Source organism: Thalassotalea eurytherma (genome assembly GCF_030161415.1).
In the GTDB taxonomy this organism is placed as follows: domain Bacteria; phylum Pseudomonadota; class Gammaproteobacteria; order Enterobacterales; family Alteromonadaceae; genus Thalassotalea_G; species Thalassotalea_G eurytherma.
Genome location: NZ_BSSU01000004.1, coordinates 52111 through 72089, shown reverse-complemented (window position 1 = coordinate 72089; position 19979 = coordinate 52111). Strand labels below are relative to the sequence as shown.

Sequence of the window (19979 nt, the reverse complement as noted above, 5' to 3'; positions counted from 1 at the left end):
TTTTATAAGCTTTTTCTTGAACGTACAGCGACATTAGAAAATATAAGGCCAGCTACTAACGACATAAAAATTAAGAATGTTTGAGATCCTATATCAGGAACATGCAACATTTCTTTGCCTGATATTGCGGTATTTAAGCCAATAAATACTTTACTACCAGGTACCAATACAACCAGACCAAGTAACAATACTATACTTGACGGTAAATTCATTACTCTTGAGAATAAATTACTATAAACACCCAGTGCAAATGCTCCGGCAAACGCACCCAATGCATATCCTAGGTAACTACTTGCCCATAAACTTGTACCAAAAGCAACAAAGCCGGCTAAAATTGCCCAAGGTGCATCTCTCCCGCGCAGTCTAAATAAAATAGCTAGGGTAATCGATAAGATGAGTACAGCAAGCCAGGCGGTCCAGCTTTCTAAAGGCCTAGACGCTTCAAAGGTTAGTGGCTGCCAAAGCAACCCGCCTACTGACATACCCAAGAACGCACCAAAGTAGAGTTTAAATAGCGTCATAATCGCATCCATGATGCGGGCTGTACCTGATAATAAATGGCGTGCAGATAGTTCCGATAACCCAAGGGTTAATGACAATCCAGGAATAAATACAATAATTGAAGACAATACGACAAGTGGTACATTGATATGAGGGTCTACTGAAGCAATAGCACTCGCCGTTAACGCACATACTACGGCAGATAATGGCTCTAACATTTCAGAAACGCGATTCGATCGCTCTGACCAAAATATTAAGAGGGCAACAACTAAGCCGAGCAAGGTTGACCAAAGTACGTCGTTCCAACTGGTATGCATTAACATTGCAAACGCGCCTGATGATGCACCAAAGGCGATAAATGAGGTAAAACGACTATACGGGTTGGGCTTTTCTGCTATTTCTTCTAAACGTTCAAGGGACTCATCTAAACTACGTTGGCCCGATATAAGTTCATCAACCAATTGATCCGTGCGCGCTAAAGAACCAAGATCGAGTTCACTAGGTTTTACCCGTACAAGGAAGTTATGCTCTTGATCATCATTATCTAAAAAAACAAAGGTTAATGACGTTGGCGTAATAATGAACCATGCTTTTAATTCAAGGAAATCCGACACGTGCTGCAAATGAGCCTCACTGCGGAATGAGTTAGTACCAAACTTATGTAACGCCTTTCCTAGACGTATGATAAAACGTCGTTTTTGTTTAAATGATGCTTCTTTTGGCATAACTTTAATAATATGTGAGTAATATCCACATTTATTTTAATTAAAAAATGCTTTAATAGCAGTAAATTATCGAAGAAACTTAATAAATTATTTATCAATGGAAATAAAGTAAGGAGAATTTATGACGTTATTAATTATCTTGGCCTGCGTCTTTGGCGGCGTAGCGTTAATGGTTGTTTTTGGTGAGAAGTACGGTAAGCCTATGGATGAAAAGCAACAGGGGAAATACAGTAAAATTATTATCGTGTTAGTTTTTATCTTGTTAATTACCGCCCTCATTAAAAATGTGATGTAAGCCAGATAGGAGGTAAATTCGCTTTATTCAAAACAATAAGTCATGTAGAGTTAGCCATATAGACATCTAAAACCACAAGAGCAGTCATGTTTGAAATTCCAGCACCTTCTCTAAAAGACAAAGTATCATCAGCAGAGTGGCAAACACGCGTTGATTTAGCCGCTTGTTACCGTTTGGTGGCAATGCATGGCTGGGACGATCTTATTTATACGCATATTTCAGCACGTATTCCTGATACAGATGAATACCTGATTAACGCGTTTGGTTTAGCGTTTGATGAAATTACGGCGTCTAATTTAGTAAAAATTGATATTCATGGAAATATTCTAGATAGCGACAGCCCATTTGAGATTAACCCTGCTGGCTTCACCATTCATTCTGCTGTGCACCAAGTTCGCCATGATGCGATGTGTGTACTGCATCTTCATACCAATGAAACCATTGCCGTTGCAAGTTTAGAAGAGGGCTTATTGCCACTTAGCCAATATGCCATGTTTGCCTTAGCATCGATGAGCTACCACGATTATGAAGGGCTAGCGGTAAATAGTGATGAGAAGCTACGACTGCAGGCTGATTTAGGTGATAAAAATTTCATGCTACTAAGAAACCATGGCGGCATGACGTTAGGACAAACCATCGGTGACGCGTTTATGCATATGTATGATTTGACACGTGCTTGCCAAGTGCAACTCCAAATCATGTCAACGGACATGAAACCTATCATGGTTGAACAAGCCATTGTTGATAACATTAAAGCGCAAGCAAATGTTGTTCATTCAGGTGCAACTGGCGGTCAAAAGTCTTGGCCAGCGATGTTACGCAAAGTCTATAAAGCTGATCCGAGTTTTGCTCAGTAAGTTAGCCAATAATTTTAGGTATAAAAATGAAAGTTACTCATATAGAAATTTTTGATATTCATTGTCCAGAGCGTCCACCTTGGAACCCAGTTTTTATTCGAATTCATACCGATGAGGGGATCAGTGGCGTTGGTGAGGCAGGCTTAGCTTACGACTGGGGTCATAGTGCAGCGGCAGCTATGATTAAAGAAATTGCTGAAGCGGTGCTTATTGGTTTAGATCCTTTCCAAACTGAAATGCTATGGTCACGCATGTTACGTGAAAGCTTTTGGGGTTTAGGAGGCGGGCCGGTACTGTATTCTGCGATGAGTGCTATCGATACTGCTTTGTGGGACATTAAAGGCAAAGCGCTCGGCGTGCCAGTATACCAATTGCTTGGTGGTAAAGTTAACGACAAATTAAGAACCTATGCTAGTCAGTTGCAATTTGACTGGGATAAAGAATGTAAAAAACTTATTGAACCTGAAGAGTATGCGCAAGCGGCGCTTAAAGCGATGGCTGAAGGCTATGATGCGGTAAAAGTTGACCCAATTGTTTATGACGGAAATGGCGAGTCTTCATTTGATCGAACAAAACTTTTCACAAAGCCTCAAATGCGTTTATTCGGTGACCGTTTACGCGCTATTCGTGACGCGGTAGGTGAAGATGTTGATATCATTTTTGAAGCTCATTCATTAATGGGGGCGGCTTCAGCAATTCAAATGGGTGAAGTCATTGAAGAAGTAGGCTGCATGATGTTTGAAGAGCCTGTTAACTACTTAAATTCAAAAGTACATAAGAAAGTATCTGATAGTTTACGCGTGCCGATTGCCGGCGGTGAGCGCTTGTATCATCGTTGGGATGTTAGACCGTATTTTGAAGACCAATCGATCGATGTCTTACAGCCAGATGTTGGCTTATGTGGTGGCTTTACTGAAGCGAAGAAAGTGTGTGACTATGCCGACGTTTATGACATTCGTATTCAAGCCCATGTTTGTGGTGGTCCTGTGGCTACAGCAGCGTCACTTCATTTAGAAACGGCAATTCCTAACTTCTTAATTCATGAGCATCACACCTATGCTATTAAATCTTGGAATAGGGAGTTATGTATACAAGACCCGCAACCTAAAAATGGCGTTTTTGAAGTCAGTGAAGCGCCTGGTATTGGTATCGAGTTAAATGATGAGGTAGTGAAAAGATCGCCTCATCTAACCGTTAAATAACGGGGCCTTTGTAGAACACCAACAAAAAAGGAGCATTACGCTCCTTTTTTATTTTATTGGTTAATTTATTAGCCATGCATGAGTAAAAACTTACCCAGTAACTGTTCTTCATCTTCCACGTTATCTGGATCTTTTATGATACAGTCAATTGGACAAACCGATACACAGGTAGGGTCGTCATAATGGCCAACACATTCTGTACATTTGTCTGGATCAATTTCATAAACCTTTTCTCCCAATGCGATTGCTTCATTAGGACATTCAGGATCACACATGTCGCAGTTAATGCAGGAATCTAATATTTTTAATGCCATAAATTTTTATTTAGCCTGTAAAAACGGGTTGCGTGTATTCTCACCGTCTTCTAAATAGCGTAGTAATATTCCATGGCTTAAATCAAGGTCTGTGTCTAATGAAAGCGATACTTTATGGCCTGAACCTTTTGCATCTTTTATCACTTCACCTTTTTTATTTTCCATGTGGGTTAAGGTAAAGCTTTGGTTGCCGTTAGGTGTCATCAGTTGCAGCTCATCACCCACTAAGAACTTATTTTTAACGTCAATATCAATTAATCCGTTCTCGGCATTTACGCCTAACACCTCACCAACAAACTGTTGGGTTTTACTGATTGAGTAACCATATTCGTAGTTTTGGGTATCGCCATGGCGGTGACGACGTAAAAACCCCTCAGTATAACCTCGATGTGCTAAGTGCTCTAAATCACTGTTAAGTCTATCGTTGAATGGACGACCGGCAACGGCATCATTAATTGCCTGGCGATAAATCTGTGCGGTACGAGCACAGTAGTAAAAGGATTTTGTGCGACCTTCAATTTTCAAAGAGTGGACACCGATTTTTACTAAGCGTTCAACAAGTTCAACGGCACGCAAGTCTTTAGAATTCATGATGTACGTACCATGCTCATCTTCAAATGCCGGCATGTATTCACCCGGTCTACCTTGCTCTTGTAACAAAACGATTTCGTCGCTTGGTGTGTAAATTTCAGGTTTAGGCTGAGAAGCTAATGCAATGACATCACCTGTTTCGGTTTCTTTAGCTTCGTGCACGTCATATTTCCAACGACACGCGTTGGTGCACGTTCCTTGATTAGGATCGCGTTTGTTAATATAGCCAGACAGCAGGCATCGACCAGAATATGCCATACAAAGTGCGCCATGTACGAAAACTTCAAGCTCTACTTCTGGACATTGTTGACGAATCTCTTCAATTTCATCAACAGATAATTCACGTGACAAAATGACGCGTTCTACGCCCTGTTGATACCAAAACTTTACGGTAGCCCAGTTTATTGCATTGGCCTGCACAGATAAGTGAATTGGCATATCTGGAAAATGTTCTTTCACCAACATAATTAAGCCTGGATCAGACATAATTAGAGCGTCAGGACCCATATCTACCACAGGTTTTAAATCTTTGATAAAGGTTTTTAATTTACTATTGTGGGGAGCAATGTTGGTTACAACATAAAACTTTTTGCCTAACTGGTGAGCTTCGTTGATACCAATTTGTAAATTTTCCAAATTGAATTCGTTGTTTCTAACACGTAACGAATATCTTGGTTGACCGGCATAAACAGCATCAGCGCCATATGCAAAGGCATATCGCATATTTTTTAAACTACCAGCAGGTGATAGTAATTCAGGAGAAAACATCAAAAATCCAACTTACTTTAGATCCTGCTATTTTATCGTTTGTTTCAGGTATGCATCAATACAGACATTGTAAACAGGTAATTAAATCAATTTTTACTTGATGTATATCAAAAATCATTGTTTATAAGTAGTTTACCTTTAGTTAATTGATTACTTTGAACTACATGATAAAACACAAATTTGTGCTATTTTGTAAATAGGTACTAATTTTAAGGACTTCCTATGGCAACAGAAAATGCCCTCTACATCATTCTGATTGAGAAAATTAAACAAGACGCACTTGTTTTACCGACATTACCTAAAATAGCACTTAAGGTAAGAGAGGCCGCTGACGATCCCGATGCAAACCTCAATGCAATGAGTGATATTATTAGCCAAGATCCTGCTTTATCTTTAGGGATATTAAAGGTTGCTAACAATGCCATTATGGGCCGCTCAGTAAAGGTTGAAACGGTGAACCAAGCCGTTACTCGAATTGGTCTTAGACAAATTAAAAGTATCGCCACGGCGATGGCGTTAGAACAAGTGTTTATCTCTGATAACGATATCATTAGCATGTACTTAAAAAAATCGTGGGATAAAACCATTGAAATTGCATCAGTAGCGATTGCATTAATGACTTTTTATAAGGCTGAAAATAAACATTCATCACTGGCATTAGATACACTTACACTCGCCGCACTCATTCATAATGTGGGTGTTTTACCAATCTTAACGGAAGCTGAAAACCACCCAGATGTGTTTGCAAACCCGACATTTTTACAACAAGCAATTGTTAAACTTTCTAGCCCGATAGGGGCTGAAGTTACTAAAGCTTGGGGATTTAGTGACGATTTTACCTCAATTGTTAGAGATTGGAGTGACTTAACCGTATTACCTAAAGAAGCTGATTACCTTGATTTCGTTCGCGCTGGCGCAATTAAAAAGGGGATATTCAAATCAGAATCAACATGTTCTGTGTTGCTTAAAAGCTATGTAGATAAAGGGGTGATGCCAGATGTAGGCTTTATGGACACGCCTGAGTTTGATGAAATGGTAGGTAATGTCAAAGCAATGTTTTCTTAATAGTCTTCAATAATTAAACAGTAAAAAAGGCCTCAATTTGAGGCCTTTTTTACTTCTAGAAAGGTGCTAACTTATATCAAAAGCTACTTGCTATTTAATGCTATTCAGTTATTATTTTAGACGTCTAAACGTATAAAAGTAAAAACTTCTAAATAGAAAGGTCAGCTAGGTAAGTACACATGCCCATTAAAATTCCAGATCAACTGCCAGCATTAAATATTCTTGGTAACGAGAATATTTTTGTGATGTCAGAATATCGCGCCGTTAATCAAGATATTCGTCCGATGGAAGTGGCGATTCTTAATTTAATGCCGAACAAAATTGAAACGGAAGTTCAAATTTTACGTATGTTATCTAATACACCGTTACAAATTAATGTTGATTTGATTCGTATTCACAAAAATCCGTCAAAAAATACACCTATTTCACACCTTGAATCTTTCTATCGATTGTTTGATGACGTTAAAGATAAGCAATACGATGGCTTGATAATTACTGGTGCGCCACTGGGTTTAGTGAATTATGAAGATGTGAGCTATTGGGACAAAATTTGTGAAGCATTTGATTGGGCACAAACCAATGTTGTTTCAACTATGTACCTATGTTGGGCTGCTCATGCAGCGCTATATCATCACTATGGATTAGATCGTGAAATTAGAGAGGAGAAGCTTTCTGGTGTTTATTTTCATGATGTTTTAGATCCCCTCGAACGTTTAACCAGAGGCTTTGATGATGAATTTAAGGTGCCACACTCACGTTATGCTCAAGTAGCAGAACGTGATTACCGTTCAATAGAGCAGCTAAATGTTTTAGCTAAATCTGATGTGGCAGGTGTTTATCTTGTCGCTAGTGAAGATAAACGTCAGGTGTTTGTAACAGGCCACCCTGAATACGATGCCGACACACTTGCACAAGAGTATCAGCGAGATCTAAACACAGGGCTTGAACCTAAACTCCCACTCAATTATTTTAAGCATGATGATCCAAATAATGAACCGCGCAGCAGTTGGCGCAGTCACGGCAGTTTACTCTTTAATAATTGGATCAATTATTATGTTTACCAAATCACCCCATACCAATTAGATGCTGAGCATATTCAGACATCAATTACAGGAGAATAACGTGCAGCAGTTAGCATCGTTTAATCAATTAACACAGGCTTTAAAAGATAATATTCTGATTCTTGATGGTGCAATGGGGACCATGATCCAAGCGTATAAGCTTGAAGAGCAAGATTATCGTGGTGATCGTTTTGCTGACTGGCATAGCGACGTTAAGGGTAATAATGATTTGTTAGTGCTTACTCAGCCGCAGATCATCCAAACCATTCACAAAGAGTATCTAGCAGCTGGCGCAGACATCATTGAAACAAATACCTTCAATGCAACGACCATTGCGATGGCTGATTATGATATGGAAGAAATCAGCTACGAAATTAACTATGCAGCCGCTAAGATCGCCCGTGAAGCGGTAGACGAATTTAATGAAAAAACACCGAACAAACCGCGATTTGTTGCGGGTGTGTTAGGGCCAACTAACCGTACTTGTTCGATCTCTCCTGATGTTAATGATCCAGCCTTTCGAAATGTTAGTTTTGAAGAGTTAAAGCAAGCCTATATAGAGTCGACGACAGCGCTTATTAAAGGCGGCAGTGATATCATTCTGATTGAAACGATATTTGATACCTTGAATGCCAAAGCTGCTATTTTCGCTGTAGAGGCGGTTTTTGAACAAGAAGGTGTTCGTTTACCTGTGATGATTTCCGGCACCATTACTGATGCATCCGGGCGCACATTATCAGGGCAAACAACCGAAGCATTCTACAATTCACTACGCCACGCTAAACCTATCTCATTCGGCCTTAATTGTGCACTGGGTCCGGTTGAATTAAGGCAGTATGTAGAAGAATTAAGCCGCATTAGTGAGTCAGCGGTTTCTGCCCATCCTAACGCCGGTTTACCTAACGCATTTGGTGAATATGACTTTACTGTAGAGGACATGAATAAGCATGTGCAAGAGTGGGCACAGTCAGGCTTTTTAAATATTATTGGTGGTTGTTGTGGTACTACGCCAGAACACATCAAAGGGATGGCTGAAACGGTAGCTAATATTGCACCAAGACAAATTGAAGCGCGCCCAGTTGCCTGTCGCTTATCTGGATTAGAAGCGTTAACTATCGACAAAGATAGCTTATTCGTTAACGTGGGTGAAAGAACTAACGTTACAGGCTCCGCCATTTTTAAGCGGTTAATTAAAGAAGAGAATTACGATCAAGCCATTTCGGTTGCTTTGCAACAGGTTGAAAATGGTGCACAAATCATTGATATCAACATGGATGAAGGCATGTTGGATTCAAAAGGTGCAATGATTCGCTTTTTGAATTTAATTGCTGGTGAGCCTGATATCGCTAAAGTACCTATCATGCTTGATTCTTCGAAGTGGGACATTTTAGAAGCGGGCTTACAGTGTATTCAAGGTAAGGGCATTGTTAACTCTATTAGCCTCAAAGAAGGTGAAGCGAGCTTTAGAGAGCAGGCAAACTTAATTAAACGATATGGTGCGGCGGTTATTGTCATGGCCTTCGACGAAGAAGGGCAGGCGGAAACTCGTAAACGTAAATTCGATATCTGTCAGCGAGCTTATAAGATATTAGTTGATGAGATTGGTTTTCCACCAGAAGACATTATTTTCGATCCTAATATATTTGCTGTCGCAACAGGTATCGAAGAGCACAATAACTACGCGGTAGATTTTATTGAAGCGGTTGCTGATATTAAAGACAAGCTCCCGCATGCGATGATTTCAGGCGGTGTTTCGAATGTATCCTTCTCATTTAGAGGCAACAATCCTGTTCGTGAAGCTATTCATGCGGTCTTTCTTTATCACGCGATTAAAAACGGCATGGACATGGGGATTGTTAATGCTGGCCAGTTAGCTATTTATTCTGATATTCCAAAGGATCTTCTAAATGCCGTTGAAGACGTTGTTCAAAACAGTGATGACGCTGCAACTGAGCGCCTTCTTGAGGTTGCTGAGTCCTATCGTGGCCAAGCAACAGGTGCAAGCTCTGCTGCTGATATGTCATGGCGGGAATTGCCTACGAATAAACGCTTAGAGCATGCGTTGGTAAAAGGCATTAACGAATTTATCGTTGAAGATACTGAATCAGCGAGGTTAGAAGCGACAAGACCTCTTGATGTTATTGAAGGGCCGTTAATGGATGGTATGAATGTCGTTGGTGATTTGTTCGGTGCTGGTGAAATGTTCTTACCTCAAGTGGTAAAATCAGCTCGAGTCATGAAACAAGCGGTAGCGCATCTCAATCCTTATATTGAAGCTGAAAAAACACAAGCGAAGTCGAATGGTAAGGTGTTACTAGCAACCGTAAAAGGAGATGTACACGATATTGGTAAAAACATTGTCGGTGTTGTCTTGCAGTGTAATAACTACGAAATTATTGACCTTGGCGTGATGGTTTCGTGTGAAGAGATCTTGCGTGTTGCCAAAGAAGAAAAGGTCGACATTATTGGTTTGTCAGGTTTGATTACGCCATCACTTGATGAAATGGTGCATGTCGCAAAAGAGATGGAACGACAGGGTTTTGATCTCCCGTTATTAATTGGCGGTGCGACAACCTCTAAAGCCCATACGGCAGTAAAGATTGAGCCCCAGTATTCTCATCCTGTCGTTTATGTGCCCAACGCGTCACGTTCAGTGTCTGTTGTTTCAAGTCTCCTTTCCGATGAATTGAAGCCGGCGTTTGTTGAGCGATTAAACGATGAGTATGATCGTGTAAGAAAGCAACACTATAAAAAAGGCCCGCGTTCAACGTTGATTCCAATTGAACACGCTCGGGAAAATCAGACGCCCATTCATTTCGACAATTACATACCTGTAAAACCGAACAAACTCGGTGTGACTGTGTTTGATGATTTAGATTTAAATGTCATTCGAAATTATATCGATTGGACACCATTCTTTATGACATGGCAGTTAAGTGGTAAGTATCCAAAAATTCTACAGCATGAGTTAATTGGTGAAGAAGCCACTAAGCTTTTTAATGATGCCAATGCCATGTTAGATGATTTAATTAATCATAAAAAAGTGCAAGCAAAAGCGGTTATTGGATTATTTCCTGCCTACCGACAACAAGATGATTTAGCGTTATTTGCAGATCTTGAAAAAACGCAGCCAATCATGAAATTGCATCATTTACGTCAACAATCTAAAAAGCCAGCAGGTCAATATAATCGATGCTTGGCTGATTATATCGCGCCCAAAGACAGTGGTGTTGATGACTACGTTGGAGCATTTGCTGTGTCAGCAGGGTTTGGCGCAGATGAGCTCGTAAAAGCATTAGACGTACAACATGACACCTATAATAGTATTTTGTTAAAAGCGGTGGCGGATAGGTTAGCTGAAGCGAGCGCTGAATATTTGCATGAGCAAGTACGTATTCATCATTGGGGTTATGCGCCTGAAGAGCGTTTTGATAATGAAGCGCTGATCAGAGAACAATACCAAGGTATTCGTCCTGCGCCGGGTTATCCTGCATGCCCAGAGCATACCGAAAAAGGATTATTGTGGCAGTTACTTGATGTCGAAAACAATATTGGCATGAAACTAACATCAAGCTTCGCAATGTGGCCAGGTGCTGCTGTGAGTGGTTGGTATTTTGCTCATCCAGAGAGTAAGTATTTCGCCGTTGCAAAAATCAATAAAGATCAGGTAATAGACTACGGTGCGCGTAAAGGGTTAACGGTAGAGCAAGCCGAGCGATGGTTGTCGCCTAACCTTGATTATGAGCCAGAGTAGAAACTTGCTAAGAAGGAAGCTGAAATGGCTTCCTTTTTTTATGCATATTTTATTTGTAAAGTTGTAGCCTATTGAGAAATCTCGCGAAAAAATAATTAATTGCTACACTCACAAGAGAGTTCTAGCGGATGTCTTGGCTTGAAGAAACCCATGGCTAGTATGGAAATTTTATGATTCAACGACCTTCAAATTACCGGTTACGTTTCAAATTTGGAAGCTTATTAGTTAGCTCGCTTATGTTGAGTGGATACCACTGTGCTCTATTGGCCGATGAATATCACTATAATAATTTGCTTGTTGGTGGTGAAGCGGTTTCTCTAGGGGGCGCATATACCGCATTATCAAATGATCTTTCTGTTATGCAATACAATGTCGCGGGCCTAGGTTGGGTAAAACGAGATAAAACAGCCTCAATTAATACCTTGTCGTGGGAGCAAACTGACTTTGAGCAAGTCTTTAGCAATGGTGAAGATTTTAATCGAGATGCTTTTTCAGTTATTCCTGGTTTTTTTGGCTTAAGTATCAAAGAAGGGAAATGGTCTTACGGTGTCTCTATTGCAGCAACAGATTTTTCCAAAGAACGCTCAAACCAAGATGTGTTTTACCAGCGACCAAGTACCGATAGTAGTATCAGTCAAACGGTTAACGAATATGTAAATATCAATATTGATAATAGCGCTTATAAATTTACACTAGGCACCGCTTATAGCCCCCATGCTGCTCTTAGCTATGGTGCAAGCTTAAGTATTGAATACCGTGAGTTTCAAACAGTACAGGGCTCGGGCTCGCAAATTCAAACTCAGATTGGCGACCAAGTATTGCTTAATGGTTTTGATGCGAGTCGACGATTTGATGATGTCTTATGGATTTTACAGCCGTCAATCGCTATGCAATATCGTCAGCAAGGCTGGCAGTTTGGTGTTCAGCTATCTAAAGATTTTACGTTATCGCGAGAATACGAAGTAACCAGTAATATTTTGGTGGCTAGCGAAGTTCCTTTGCCAGACTTTGTTACGCCAGTATCTCGTATTTCTGCGTCCCATGATGAGGCACAAGACTATCCATGGCGTTTAGCGACTGGTGTTTCTTATCAGCTTGATAAGTTATTGCTGAGCTTTGATTGGCACTTTTACAGCAACGTTGACAATGACGAATATTATGTTGATGATATTCAAACGCCGATCACTCGCGACTTAACGCAGGTTAGTAATTTTTCACTAGGCCTCAAGTACCCGATATCAAATACGTCCTCATTAGCTTTTGGTTTATTTACCGATAATTCAAATGCCAAAATAGATACTGATATTGATTTTCAGCGTGTTGAAGATATTGATTTACTTGGCGTGTCATTTTCTTTAGAAAGTGTATTGCTTGACATGCCTTTTACCGTTGGCGCTTACTATAAGTGGGGCGATGGGCAAGTACGGTTTGCTGATATTCGATCAGTGGAAGAAATTGTTGGGTTACCTTTATACCCTGACAATGACACCTTTGATGTAGCTGACGCGACCAAGCGTTCATTCATTCTATATTTGAGCCTAGATTTTTAATCGTTACCGGATAAAAAAAGGCATAACAATGAATGTTATGCCTTGTGGAAACCACCACGAGTGAGGGTATATCTAAAAAGGTTTGTATCGACTGTTTATTGTTTGTGACCTTTGACGGCGTAGTACAAAATAAATGCGTAACACGGTAGCATAACAATATAGCCGCCTTGTTGGCCTAACGAAGTGTTACTTAATAAGCCCCAGAATAATGGCCCAAATGCGCCACCAGCAATGCCCATCACCAATAGGGCAGAGCCAGTTGAAGTTAACTTTCCTAAGCCCGATAACGCGAGTGGCCAAACTGCTGGCCAGACAATAGCGTTTGCTAAGCCTAAAAATGCAATACAAAGTAAGGTATCTGGTAGCATAGCGCCGCCAAATGGTACTAATAGCGCATTTGCAATAACAAATGACTCATTGTCACCTAAGCATACTGCTAAGGTAAGTAACATACCTAGAATCGCTGAAATCGTTAATGCGCCTGGTTGAGAAATATAACGAGGGATAGTTAAAATACCGAGGATATATCCTAAAACCATACAAACCATTGTATATGATGTCATTACTGCATAGTTTTCAATACCAAGCGATAATGCAAAGGTACCAATCGTGTCTGCGGCAATAACTTCTACGGCAACATAAACAAAAATGGCAACCACGCCTAATGCTAATGGTTTATGTTTCAACGCTTGTTTAACCAAGCCACTTTCTTGAGTTTCTTCTTCTTGTGATAATTCTGGCAAAGGAGATTTGAATACAGCATAAGCTAAAATACCGATAAAAATCGCCATGCCTAAATATGGTGTTACTAAAGAGTTAGCCATTTCCACAATTTGATCTTGGCTTAATTCTGTACCTACGGTGTTTTTGAAACTATCTAGGATTAACGCGCTAAATACGATAGGCGCAACAACACCAGCACCTTTATTCAAGATACCCATAATACTGACTCGCACAGCTGCCGATTCTTCTGGGCCTATTCGCACAACATAAGGATTAACAGCCGTTTGTAGTAAGGTTTGTCCTGCACCCATCACTAGTTGAGCAAATAAGAATAGCGCAAAAATTTGGGTTTTAGCCGCAGGAATAAATAGTAAACCTGCTACCATCATACCTGCCATGCCTAACGCCATGCCTTTTTTATAGCCAACTTTTCTTATCAGCCAGGCAGACGGAATAGCAGTAAACGTTACCGCGATATAAAAGGAAAAGAGAATTAATGATGCTTGAAAAGGGGATAATGCCAATACTTGCTTTAAATAAGGCATTAATGAGCCATTTATCCATGTTGCAAAGCCAAGAATAAAAAACAATACAGCGACGATGGTCATGGGTACCACGCTGCTTTGTTTGGTTTGCGCAATTGCATTTGTTGTCATAATACTTCCTCAATAATCGTTATCGTTGGTTTTCTTGTTATTGTTTTTTATATAGTTGTTGGCCAGCTACCCAAGTACTTTGCACATCTAAATTGTCGTCGAGTAAAACGAAATCTGCGTGGTAGTTGGCTTTAATTAGCCCGCGCTGTTTGTTTTGATTGATATAATTAGCTGGGTATAAACTTGCCATACGAACCGCTTCATCTAAGCTCACGTTGACATGTTGATAGGTGTTTTTGACGGCGGTCGCCATATCAAGCACAGAGCCAGCTAATTCACCTGTTGTAGAGGTTAATTTACCGTCATTTAAATGCACTGTTCGGTCAAAGAATGCAAACTCATTATCGTCAGTTCCAACCGGAGGCATGGCATCAGTTACTAAAAACACGCTGCCCGGTGCCTTTGCCTTGAGGGCAATTTCACAGCTCGTGTATTCAACATGATGGCCATCAACAATAATACCGCTATAGGTTTGATCGTTAAGCAGTGCACAGCCAACTACACCAGGTTCACGTGATGTCATTGGTGACATTGCATTGTATAGATGGGTAAAACCACTTGCGCCTGCATCAATAGCGCGCTGCGCTGTTTGGTAGCCTGCATTCGTATGACCTAAACAAACCTTAATACCCATTGAGACCATTTTGCTAATATCTTGAACAGACACGTTTTCAGGCGCTAGCGTAACAATGATTTGCCCCAAGTCTTTTCGAGACAATATTTGCCACTCAGCATCACTAATTTCTCGAATAAACTCAGCACTATGTGCACCCTTTTTAGCGACGGACAAGTGTGGACCTTCAAAATGGATACCGAGTATACCCAAGGTGTTTTCGGCAATCGCTTGGCTAACAGCTTCTGCAGCCAATGCCATTTGCTCTACATTATCGGTAATAAAGGTTGGCAGCATTGCCGTAGTACCAAATTTTGCATGGGCGCTAAACATCTGCCTAATGCCTGCTAACGTTGGTGTTGTATTAAATAAAACACCGCCACCGCCATTGACCTGCAGATCAATAAATCCTGGCACAAGCAGGCCTTTATATTCAACCTCTACATTAGCAGGTACAGGTGTGATTTTCGCAATTCGACCGTCGTGAATAACAACTTGGCAATTGTGGTGAAAAATTTCGCCGTCAAATAATCTGGCTACGGTAATGCTGGTCTTGTTCATTACAAAGTCCGTGTTACTTTCTTCAAGCCTTTTGGCTCGTCTGGATTAAAGCCACGATACACGGCAACACTTGCTACGTCTAAATAAAACCTTTGTAAAACAACCAAAGGTGCGATACGAGGATGCACTTTATCGTCGAGTTGCTTAATATCTACAATATCGGCACCACGGTGTTTTACTTCGGTGATTTGTTCTTGGTGAGAAAGCAAACTTTCGTCATTTACTTGGCAATTTACAATGGCGAGCCCTTGTTCAACAAGCGTTACTGGGCCATGTAAAAACTCAGCGCTACTAAAAGATTCAGCATGAATACTTGCTACTTCTTTAAGTTTTAGTGCCATTTCTTTGGATACTGCAAAACCTAAACCTCGACCTAGTACAACAAGGTTTTTAACATTTTCAATAGATTCAGCCGTCAACTGAGGAGATGAATCAATCATGTTTTGTAGTGCGTTTGGCAACGTATCAAGTGCACCAATAAGTGTTTGGTTATTGGTCCAATATGCAGTTAGCTGAAGTAGTGCCGACAAGGTTGCGAGATAGCTTTTTGTCGCCGCCACTGATATTTCAGCACCTGCTGACAAAGGCATCACATCGTCAACGATTTCACCTAATGGAGAGCTTTCATCGTTTACTAATGCTACGCAATATGCCCCCGCATCTTTTGCCATTTGTGCTTGTGCCAAAATATCAGGGCTACGGCCAGATTGAGAGATTACAATAACAAAGCTTTTGCTAAGCTTTAGTTGTTTGTTATAGACACTTGATACTGACGGTGCTGCTGAGCTTACAGGGATACCTGCTTCAATCTCAATAAGGTATTTACCAAAAACACCAGCATGATCCGATGATCCGCGACCAATGATCATGACATTGGTTGGTTCAAGTGCATTTAGTTTATCAGCAATTGACTTTGCAATTGCTTGGTTTTTAACAAGTTGCTGCTCGATAACTTGAGGCGTTTGTTTCGCTTCTTGCTCCATTAATGTGGTAGACATATTAAAACCTTCTAGTGTGCAGCGTTAGCGAGTTGCTGCTTAGCAAAAAGAACCGAGCCCATTTCGGGAGGGTAAATAGGCTCAGATAAATTGGCTTGTACTTCTTCCTCAAGCCAAGGGACAATGAAACTTGATAAGCCACCGATAATCGACAGACGAGGTGGATTTTGTTGGGCTAAGCGCTTGGCTACCTGACTTAAATATTGAGCGCCTTCTTCAATAATTGCGCTTGCTACCTGATCACCTTCACTAGCGCGTTTAAAAACATAGCCGGCGAGTTTTGCGTAATAAGTAGCAGGTTTACCAGCAATGGCTTCTACTAACTCTACTGCGCTTTTAGCTTGTGTATGATCGAGAACATCTTGATTTAGGCTTGTTGGTTCAATGAGGCCATCTAAAGACAACAATACGTTTTTTGTTGCCTGTAACCCTATCCATGCACCACTGCCTTTATCGCCATGAGGAAAACCATGAGCTCCCACCATAAATGGCGTTTGGTCTACATAACTGAAGCCGCAAGAGCCAGTGCCTGAAATCATCACTGCGCCATCGTCGCCTTGATGGGCTCCTAAACAAGCAATTAATAAATCAGTCGTTAAGTACATGGTTTTAAAGGGATGTTCCCATGCCGACATTTGGTCAAATAAAATTGGCAAGTTGACACCCGCTAAACCGACACCTGCGATCAAGTCAGACAGTTTCACATCTTGTAAACCTGCATCTTTTAGTGCGAGCAATGCTGATTCGGTAATAGAATGAGTTGCCTGCTCAAAACCGTGAATAGGGTTAGCTGGACCAGATATACCAGAACCGATTACTTTGTTATCTTCTGAAACAATAATGGCTTTGCATTTACTGCCGCCGCCATCAATCCCTAAGAAGTAAGTCTTATTGTTTGTCGGCATGTTGACCTCTTAAATAACTCCATGCGAGCTATATATTCAATAATTATCTTAATCTTGATGATCATCTTAACATAAATGACAGCGTTGTCATTTGTTATTTTAATCTTCTGTTGTATTTTTTTTAACATGTGCGAAACATTCGCGTTTTATTTATTGGGACACTGCCCATATGGCTTAGACTAATTAGTTGACAGACCAACTTCTGCTGGCCCGTATACCGTCGTAACTTATTGTTCTAACTTCAACTTTACCGCTAACTGCCACTGGATTTTGGTAGGTTGTCCAAGTGTTGCTAGCGTCTTTGTATTGCATGTTTAATCCTTTAAACGCGACATTTAAATGAAGTTTATCTTCAATAATTTTTGCACCAGCCGTTGGTAATCGATAGGCAATATCTGCCTGCTCAACTTTAGGCAGCTCTTTCATGCCAAGTACTTGTGAGAACTTTAGCCACTGCGCATTACGCTGTGCTTCTAGAGCTGGGGTAAAATAGTTTGAATCTTGATCATACTTGGCACCTTGGTAGTTGTAATCAACCGCCCAGTCAGGCTTATACCAAGCACGTTCGGCAAGTGCTAATAAACGTGGAAATATTTTGTGCTCTGCCATGTCATCACTTCGCGTGTTTTCCGTCCAAAGTTGACCTTGCACACCGTAAAATTTAACACCTTCGTTTAATGGTTTATTGATAACTTTACCATTTTCATCATGTTGCAATGTATCGTCAGCGGTATAAGGTTGGTTTTCACGGTCTCGCCAAAACTCAGCGTGAATTGGCAAGTTTTCAGGCATAAACTGGAACACTTTTTCTGTGTTTATCTCTCTTGAAGCCCAGTAATAACCATGCTCTTTTGGGTCCGCCTCGTAAGGAAAATCGAAGTACAAGGCATCGGGTGAAGACACAACCACCTGCCAGTTTCTGTTGGCTAAATCATTACTTTGACTATGAGAGCTCCACATAAGTGGTCCCCATGCATTGGCTTGAACAACCGATGGCATTTTTTCTGTGCGGGTATGAGCAAGACCGTCGGCCCAGGCTGCAGGTTCAATACCTAATTTTGCGATCATAACGGCTACGCGTTCAACAAAGTAACTTGCTAGTTGATCTGCTTTTTCAATGCCTTGATCATTAGTCGCTAGGAATGCTTTACAAGCAGGGCTTTCCACCCAAGCACCAGCGGTTTCGTCAGCACCTATGTGGTATCTCGTTAAGGGCTGTCCGGCATCAGCATGAATCTGCTGAACTTCTTTCATTAAATGCTCAACAAAATGATAAGCCGAATCTAAACAAACATTAATGGTGTTGTCTTGGTAGTATTGGACTGATGAATATTTTGTCGGATCATTTGATTCGTAAAGCAAGAATTCGTTGGCTTTATTTAATTGCTCTTGTTGCTTGTACTTTTCAAAGCGGGCGTTCATTGCTTTTACCGCTGCACGAGAATGACCAGGCATATCAAGTGATGGGATCACTTGGATATGACGTGCACTCGCATAGCGTAATATTTCTTGATAATCAGCAACACTATAGTAGCCGTTCACTGGGGCGTTAACATCTATGCCTGCGCCAAGTTGAGGCATTAAGCATTGTTGCTCTGTGATATCGAAACAGCGTTTTCCACCTATATTGGTTAGTTCTGGCAAACTTGGGATTTCAATACGCCAACCTTCATCATCAGCCAAATGAAAATGAAATTTATTCATTTTATAAGCCGACATTTGATCAAGTAATTTTAGGATGAATGCTTTACTTTTAAAGTTGCGCGCAACATCAACTAACATACCTCTAAACTCAAAGAGTGGTTCATCAACCACTTCTATTTGCGGAATGGTGTCGCTTGATAAGTCAACTAAACTAGCAAGTGATTGCAAGCCATAAAACACGCCTTGCTCGTCTTGAGCAACAATCGTTATTTGATCCGTGGTGGCATTCAGTTGGTAACTGCCGGTTAACTGCTCAGGTTTAGCTGATATTGACAAAACAACGGGTAAGCCACTTTCTTGTTGGTCAACTCCTAAACTTGATAAACGTGTTAGCGCTGCATTAACCGCTGATGGCTCAACATTACCAAAGTCTACCTTAATACCTTTTTTGATATGTATACTTGCAGGATCTGCAGATAGTGTCACCTGTTTAGGTGTTGGAATTATTGCTTGCGCAATGTACTGCTCGTCAATGGCTTGCTCAAAAGTAGATTGATTTCTTTCAAATAAACTTTCACTTGTTAACCACGTCGTTTGATCAGCGGTTGTGCGTTTAAATTGATGTTGGTTATCGGTATAGGTTTTAACATGCGGCAGTATTTCTAAACCTGTTTCGCTATCAATTTTCGCCACTGTGCTACTTATCACTTGGCCATTTAATTCAGGAGCACTAATGATGTAGTTTGGCATTGCATCGGTTTCCGACAATGACCAATAACTACCATAAAATGTGATGTTCTTTGTTTCGTCTTTACCGAAACCTTTATAACTAGGTTTTAGGCTTATACGGTGAATATCACCATTAATGTGCTCAATAATAAATTCATCGCTATCTGATGACTGTATAGGTGTGATTTGAGAAAAGTAAATTTGCCAATTATTTGCCGTGATTCGTTCACCTGCTGTTAGCGATAAGCTTGCTGTAAAACAATTGCCATCAGTTTGCTCAGGATCACAATGCTCTGATGGCTGGTTGGTGATGAGCTCAAATGATACATCTAAATGATTGGCGATGCTGTCGATGTCTTGTTGTGTTGCTTTCGTTAGCGAGCTTGGCGATTCGCTCTGCTGGGAAAAACAACCGCCAAGTATCAGCGAACTTGTTAGTGACATGGTGAGAAGTAATGCTTTCATCA

Annotated in this window: 15 protein-coding genes; 7 read left to right on the top strand and 8 right to left on the bottom strand. The window is 40.7% G+C overall.

Going from position 1 to position 19979, the window contains the following annotated elements; genetic code table 11:
- Positions 1-2: 2 nt before the first annotated feature.
- Positions 3-1226, bottom strand: coding sequence for a threonine/serine exporter family protein (locus tag QQK02_RS04255; RefSeq protein ID WP_284206716.1), 1224 nt, complete (start codon positions 1224-1226; stop codon positions 3-5).
- A 121-nt stretch (positions 1227-1347) separates the two neighbouring features.
- Here QQK02_RS04255 and QQK02_RS04250 point away from each other — a divergent pair, with 121 nt between their 5' ends.
- The 3 genes from QQK02_RS04250 to QQK02_RS04240 all read left to right on the top strand — a co-directional run bounded on the left by QQK02_RS04250 (position 1348) and on the right by QQK02_RS04240 (position 3580).
- On the top strand, positions 1348-1521 hold the full coding sequence (locus QQK02_RS04250) for a hypothetical protein (protein WP_284206715.1): 174 nt from the start codon (positions 1348-1350) through the stop codon (positions 1519-1521).
- An 86-nt stretch (positions 1522-1607) separates the two neighbouring features.
- Positions 1608-2378: a class II aldolase/adducin family protein gene (locus tag QQK02_RS04245; RefSeq protein ID WP_284206714.1), complete on the top strand. Its 771-nt coding sequence runs from the start codon at positions 1608-1610 to the stop codon at positions 2376-2378.
- A gap of 26 nt (positions 2379-2404) precedes the next feature.
- The gene (locus QQK02_RS04240) at positions 2405-3580 is read left to right on the top strand and encodes a mandelate racemase/muconate lactonizing enzyme family protein (RefSeq protein WP_284206713.1); all 1176 of its coding nucleotides are present in this window, start codon (positions 2405-2407) and stop codon (positions 3578-3580) included.
- Between the two features lie 68 nt (positions 3581-3648).
- Here the strand turns inward: QQK02_RS04240 and QQK02_RS04235 are convergent, their stop codons facing one another.
- Both QQK02_RS04235 and trhP read right to left on the bottom strand, forming a co-directional pair.
- Entirely contained in the window at positions 3649-3894 is a 246-nt protein-coding gene (locus QQK02_RS04235) for a YfhL family 4Fe-4S dicluster ferredoxin (RefSeq protein ID WP_284206712.1), read from the bottom strand.
- A gap of 6 nt (positions 3895-3900) precedes the next feature.
- Positions 3901-5253, bottom strand: coding sequence for a prephenate-dependent tRNA uridine(34) hydroxylase TrhP (gene trhP, locus QQK02_RS04230; protein WP_284206711.1), 1353 nt, complete (start codon positions 5251-5253; stop codon positions 3901-3903).
- A gap of 222 nt (positions 5254-5475) precedes the next feature.
- Between trhP and QQK02_RS04225 the strand changes: the two genes are divergently transcribed.
- The 4 genes from QQK02_RS04225 (at position 5476) to QQK02_RS04210 (ending at position 12683) form a co-directional block, all read left to right on the top strand.
- Entirely contained in the window at positions 5476-6318 is an 843-nt protein-coding gene (locus QQK02_RS04225; RefSeq protein WP_284206710.1) for an HDOD domain-containing protein, read from the top strand.
- A 179-nt stretch (positions 6319-6497) separates the two neighbouring features.
- The gene (gene metA / locus QQK02_RS04220; RefSeq protein WP_284206709.1) at positions 6498-7439 is read left to right on the top strand and encodes a homoserine O-acetyltransferase MetA; all 942 of its coding nucleotides are present in this window, start codon (positions 6498-6500) and stop codon (positions 7437-7439) included.
- Position 7440: 1 nt separating this feature from the next.
- Positions 7441-11133: a methionine synthase gene (gene metH / locus QQK02_RS04215; RefSeq protein WP_284206708.1), complete on the top strand. Its 3693-nt coding sequence runs from the start codon at positions 7441-7443 to the stop codon at positions 11131-11133.
- Positions 11134-11303: 170 nt separating this feature from the next.
- Positions 11304-12683 (top strand): hypothetical protein, encoded by a 1380-nt coding sequence (locus QQK02_RS04210; RefSeq protein WP_284206707.1) that lies wholly within the window; start codon positions 11304-11306, stop codon positions 12681-12683.
- 95 nt (positions 12684-12778) lie between these two features.
- Here QQK02_RS04210 and nagP read toward each other — a convergent pair whose 3' ends face one another.
- The 5 genes from nagP to QQK02_RS04185 form a co-directional block, all read right to left on the bottom strand.
- Positions 12779-14062, bottom strand: a complete 1284-nt coding sequence (nagP, locus tag QQK02_RS04205; RefSeq protein WP_284206706.1) for an N-acetylglucosamine MFS transporter NagP — start codon at positions 14060-14062, stop codon at positions 12779-12781.
- Between the two features lie 37 nt (positions 14063-14099).
- Positions 14100-15236, bottom strand: a complete 1137-nt coding sequence (gene nagA / locus QQK02_RS04200) for an N-acetylglucosamine-6-phosphate deacetylase (RefSeq protein ID WP_284206705.1) — start codon at positions 15234-15236, stop codon at positions 14100-14102.
- Positions 15236-16234, bottom strand: coding sequence for a glucosamine-6-phosphate deaminase NagB-II (gene nagB-II, locus QQK02_RS04195; RefSeq protein ID WP_284206704.1), 999 nt, complete (start codon positions 16232-16234; stop codon positions 15236-15238). The genes nagA and nagB-II overlap by 1 nt, the downstream gene beginning before the upstream one ends.
- Before the next feature lie 11 nt (positions 16235-16245).
- Positions 16246-17139: an N-acetylglucosamine kinase gene (nagK, locus tag QQK02_RS04190; protein ID WP_284206703.1), complete on the bottom strand. Its 894-nt coding sequence runs from the start codon at positions 17137-17139 to the stop codon at positions 16246-16248.
- Between the two features lie 183 nt (positions 17140-17322).
- Positions 17323-19977, bottom strand: coding sequence for a family 20 glycosylhydrolase (locus QQK02_RS04185; protein WP_284206702.1), 2655 nt, complete (start codon positions 19975-19977; stop codon positions 17323-17325).
- Positions 19978-19979 lie beyond the last annotated feature (2 nt).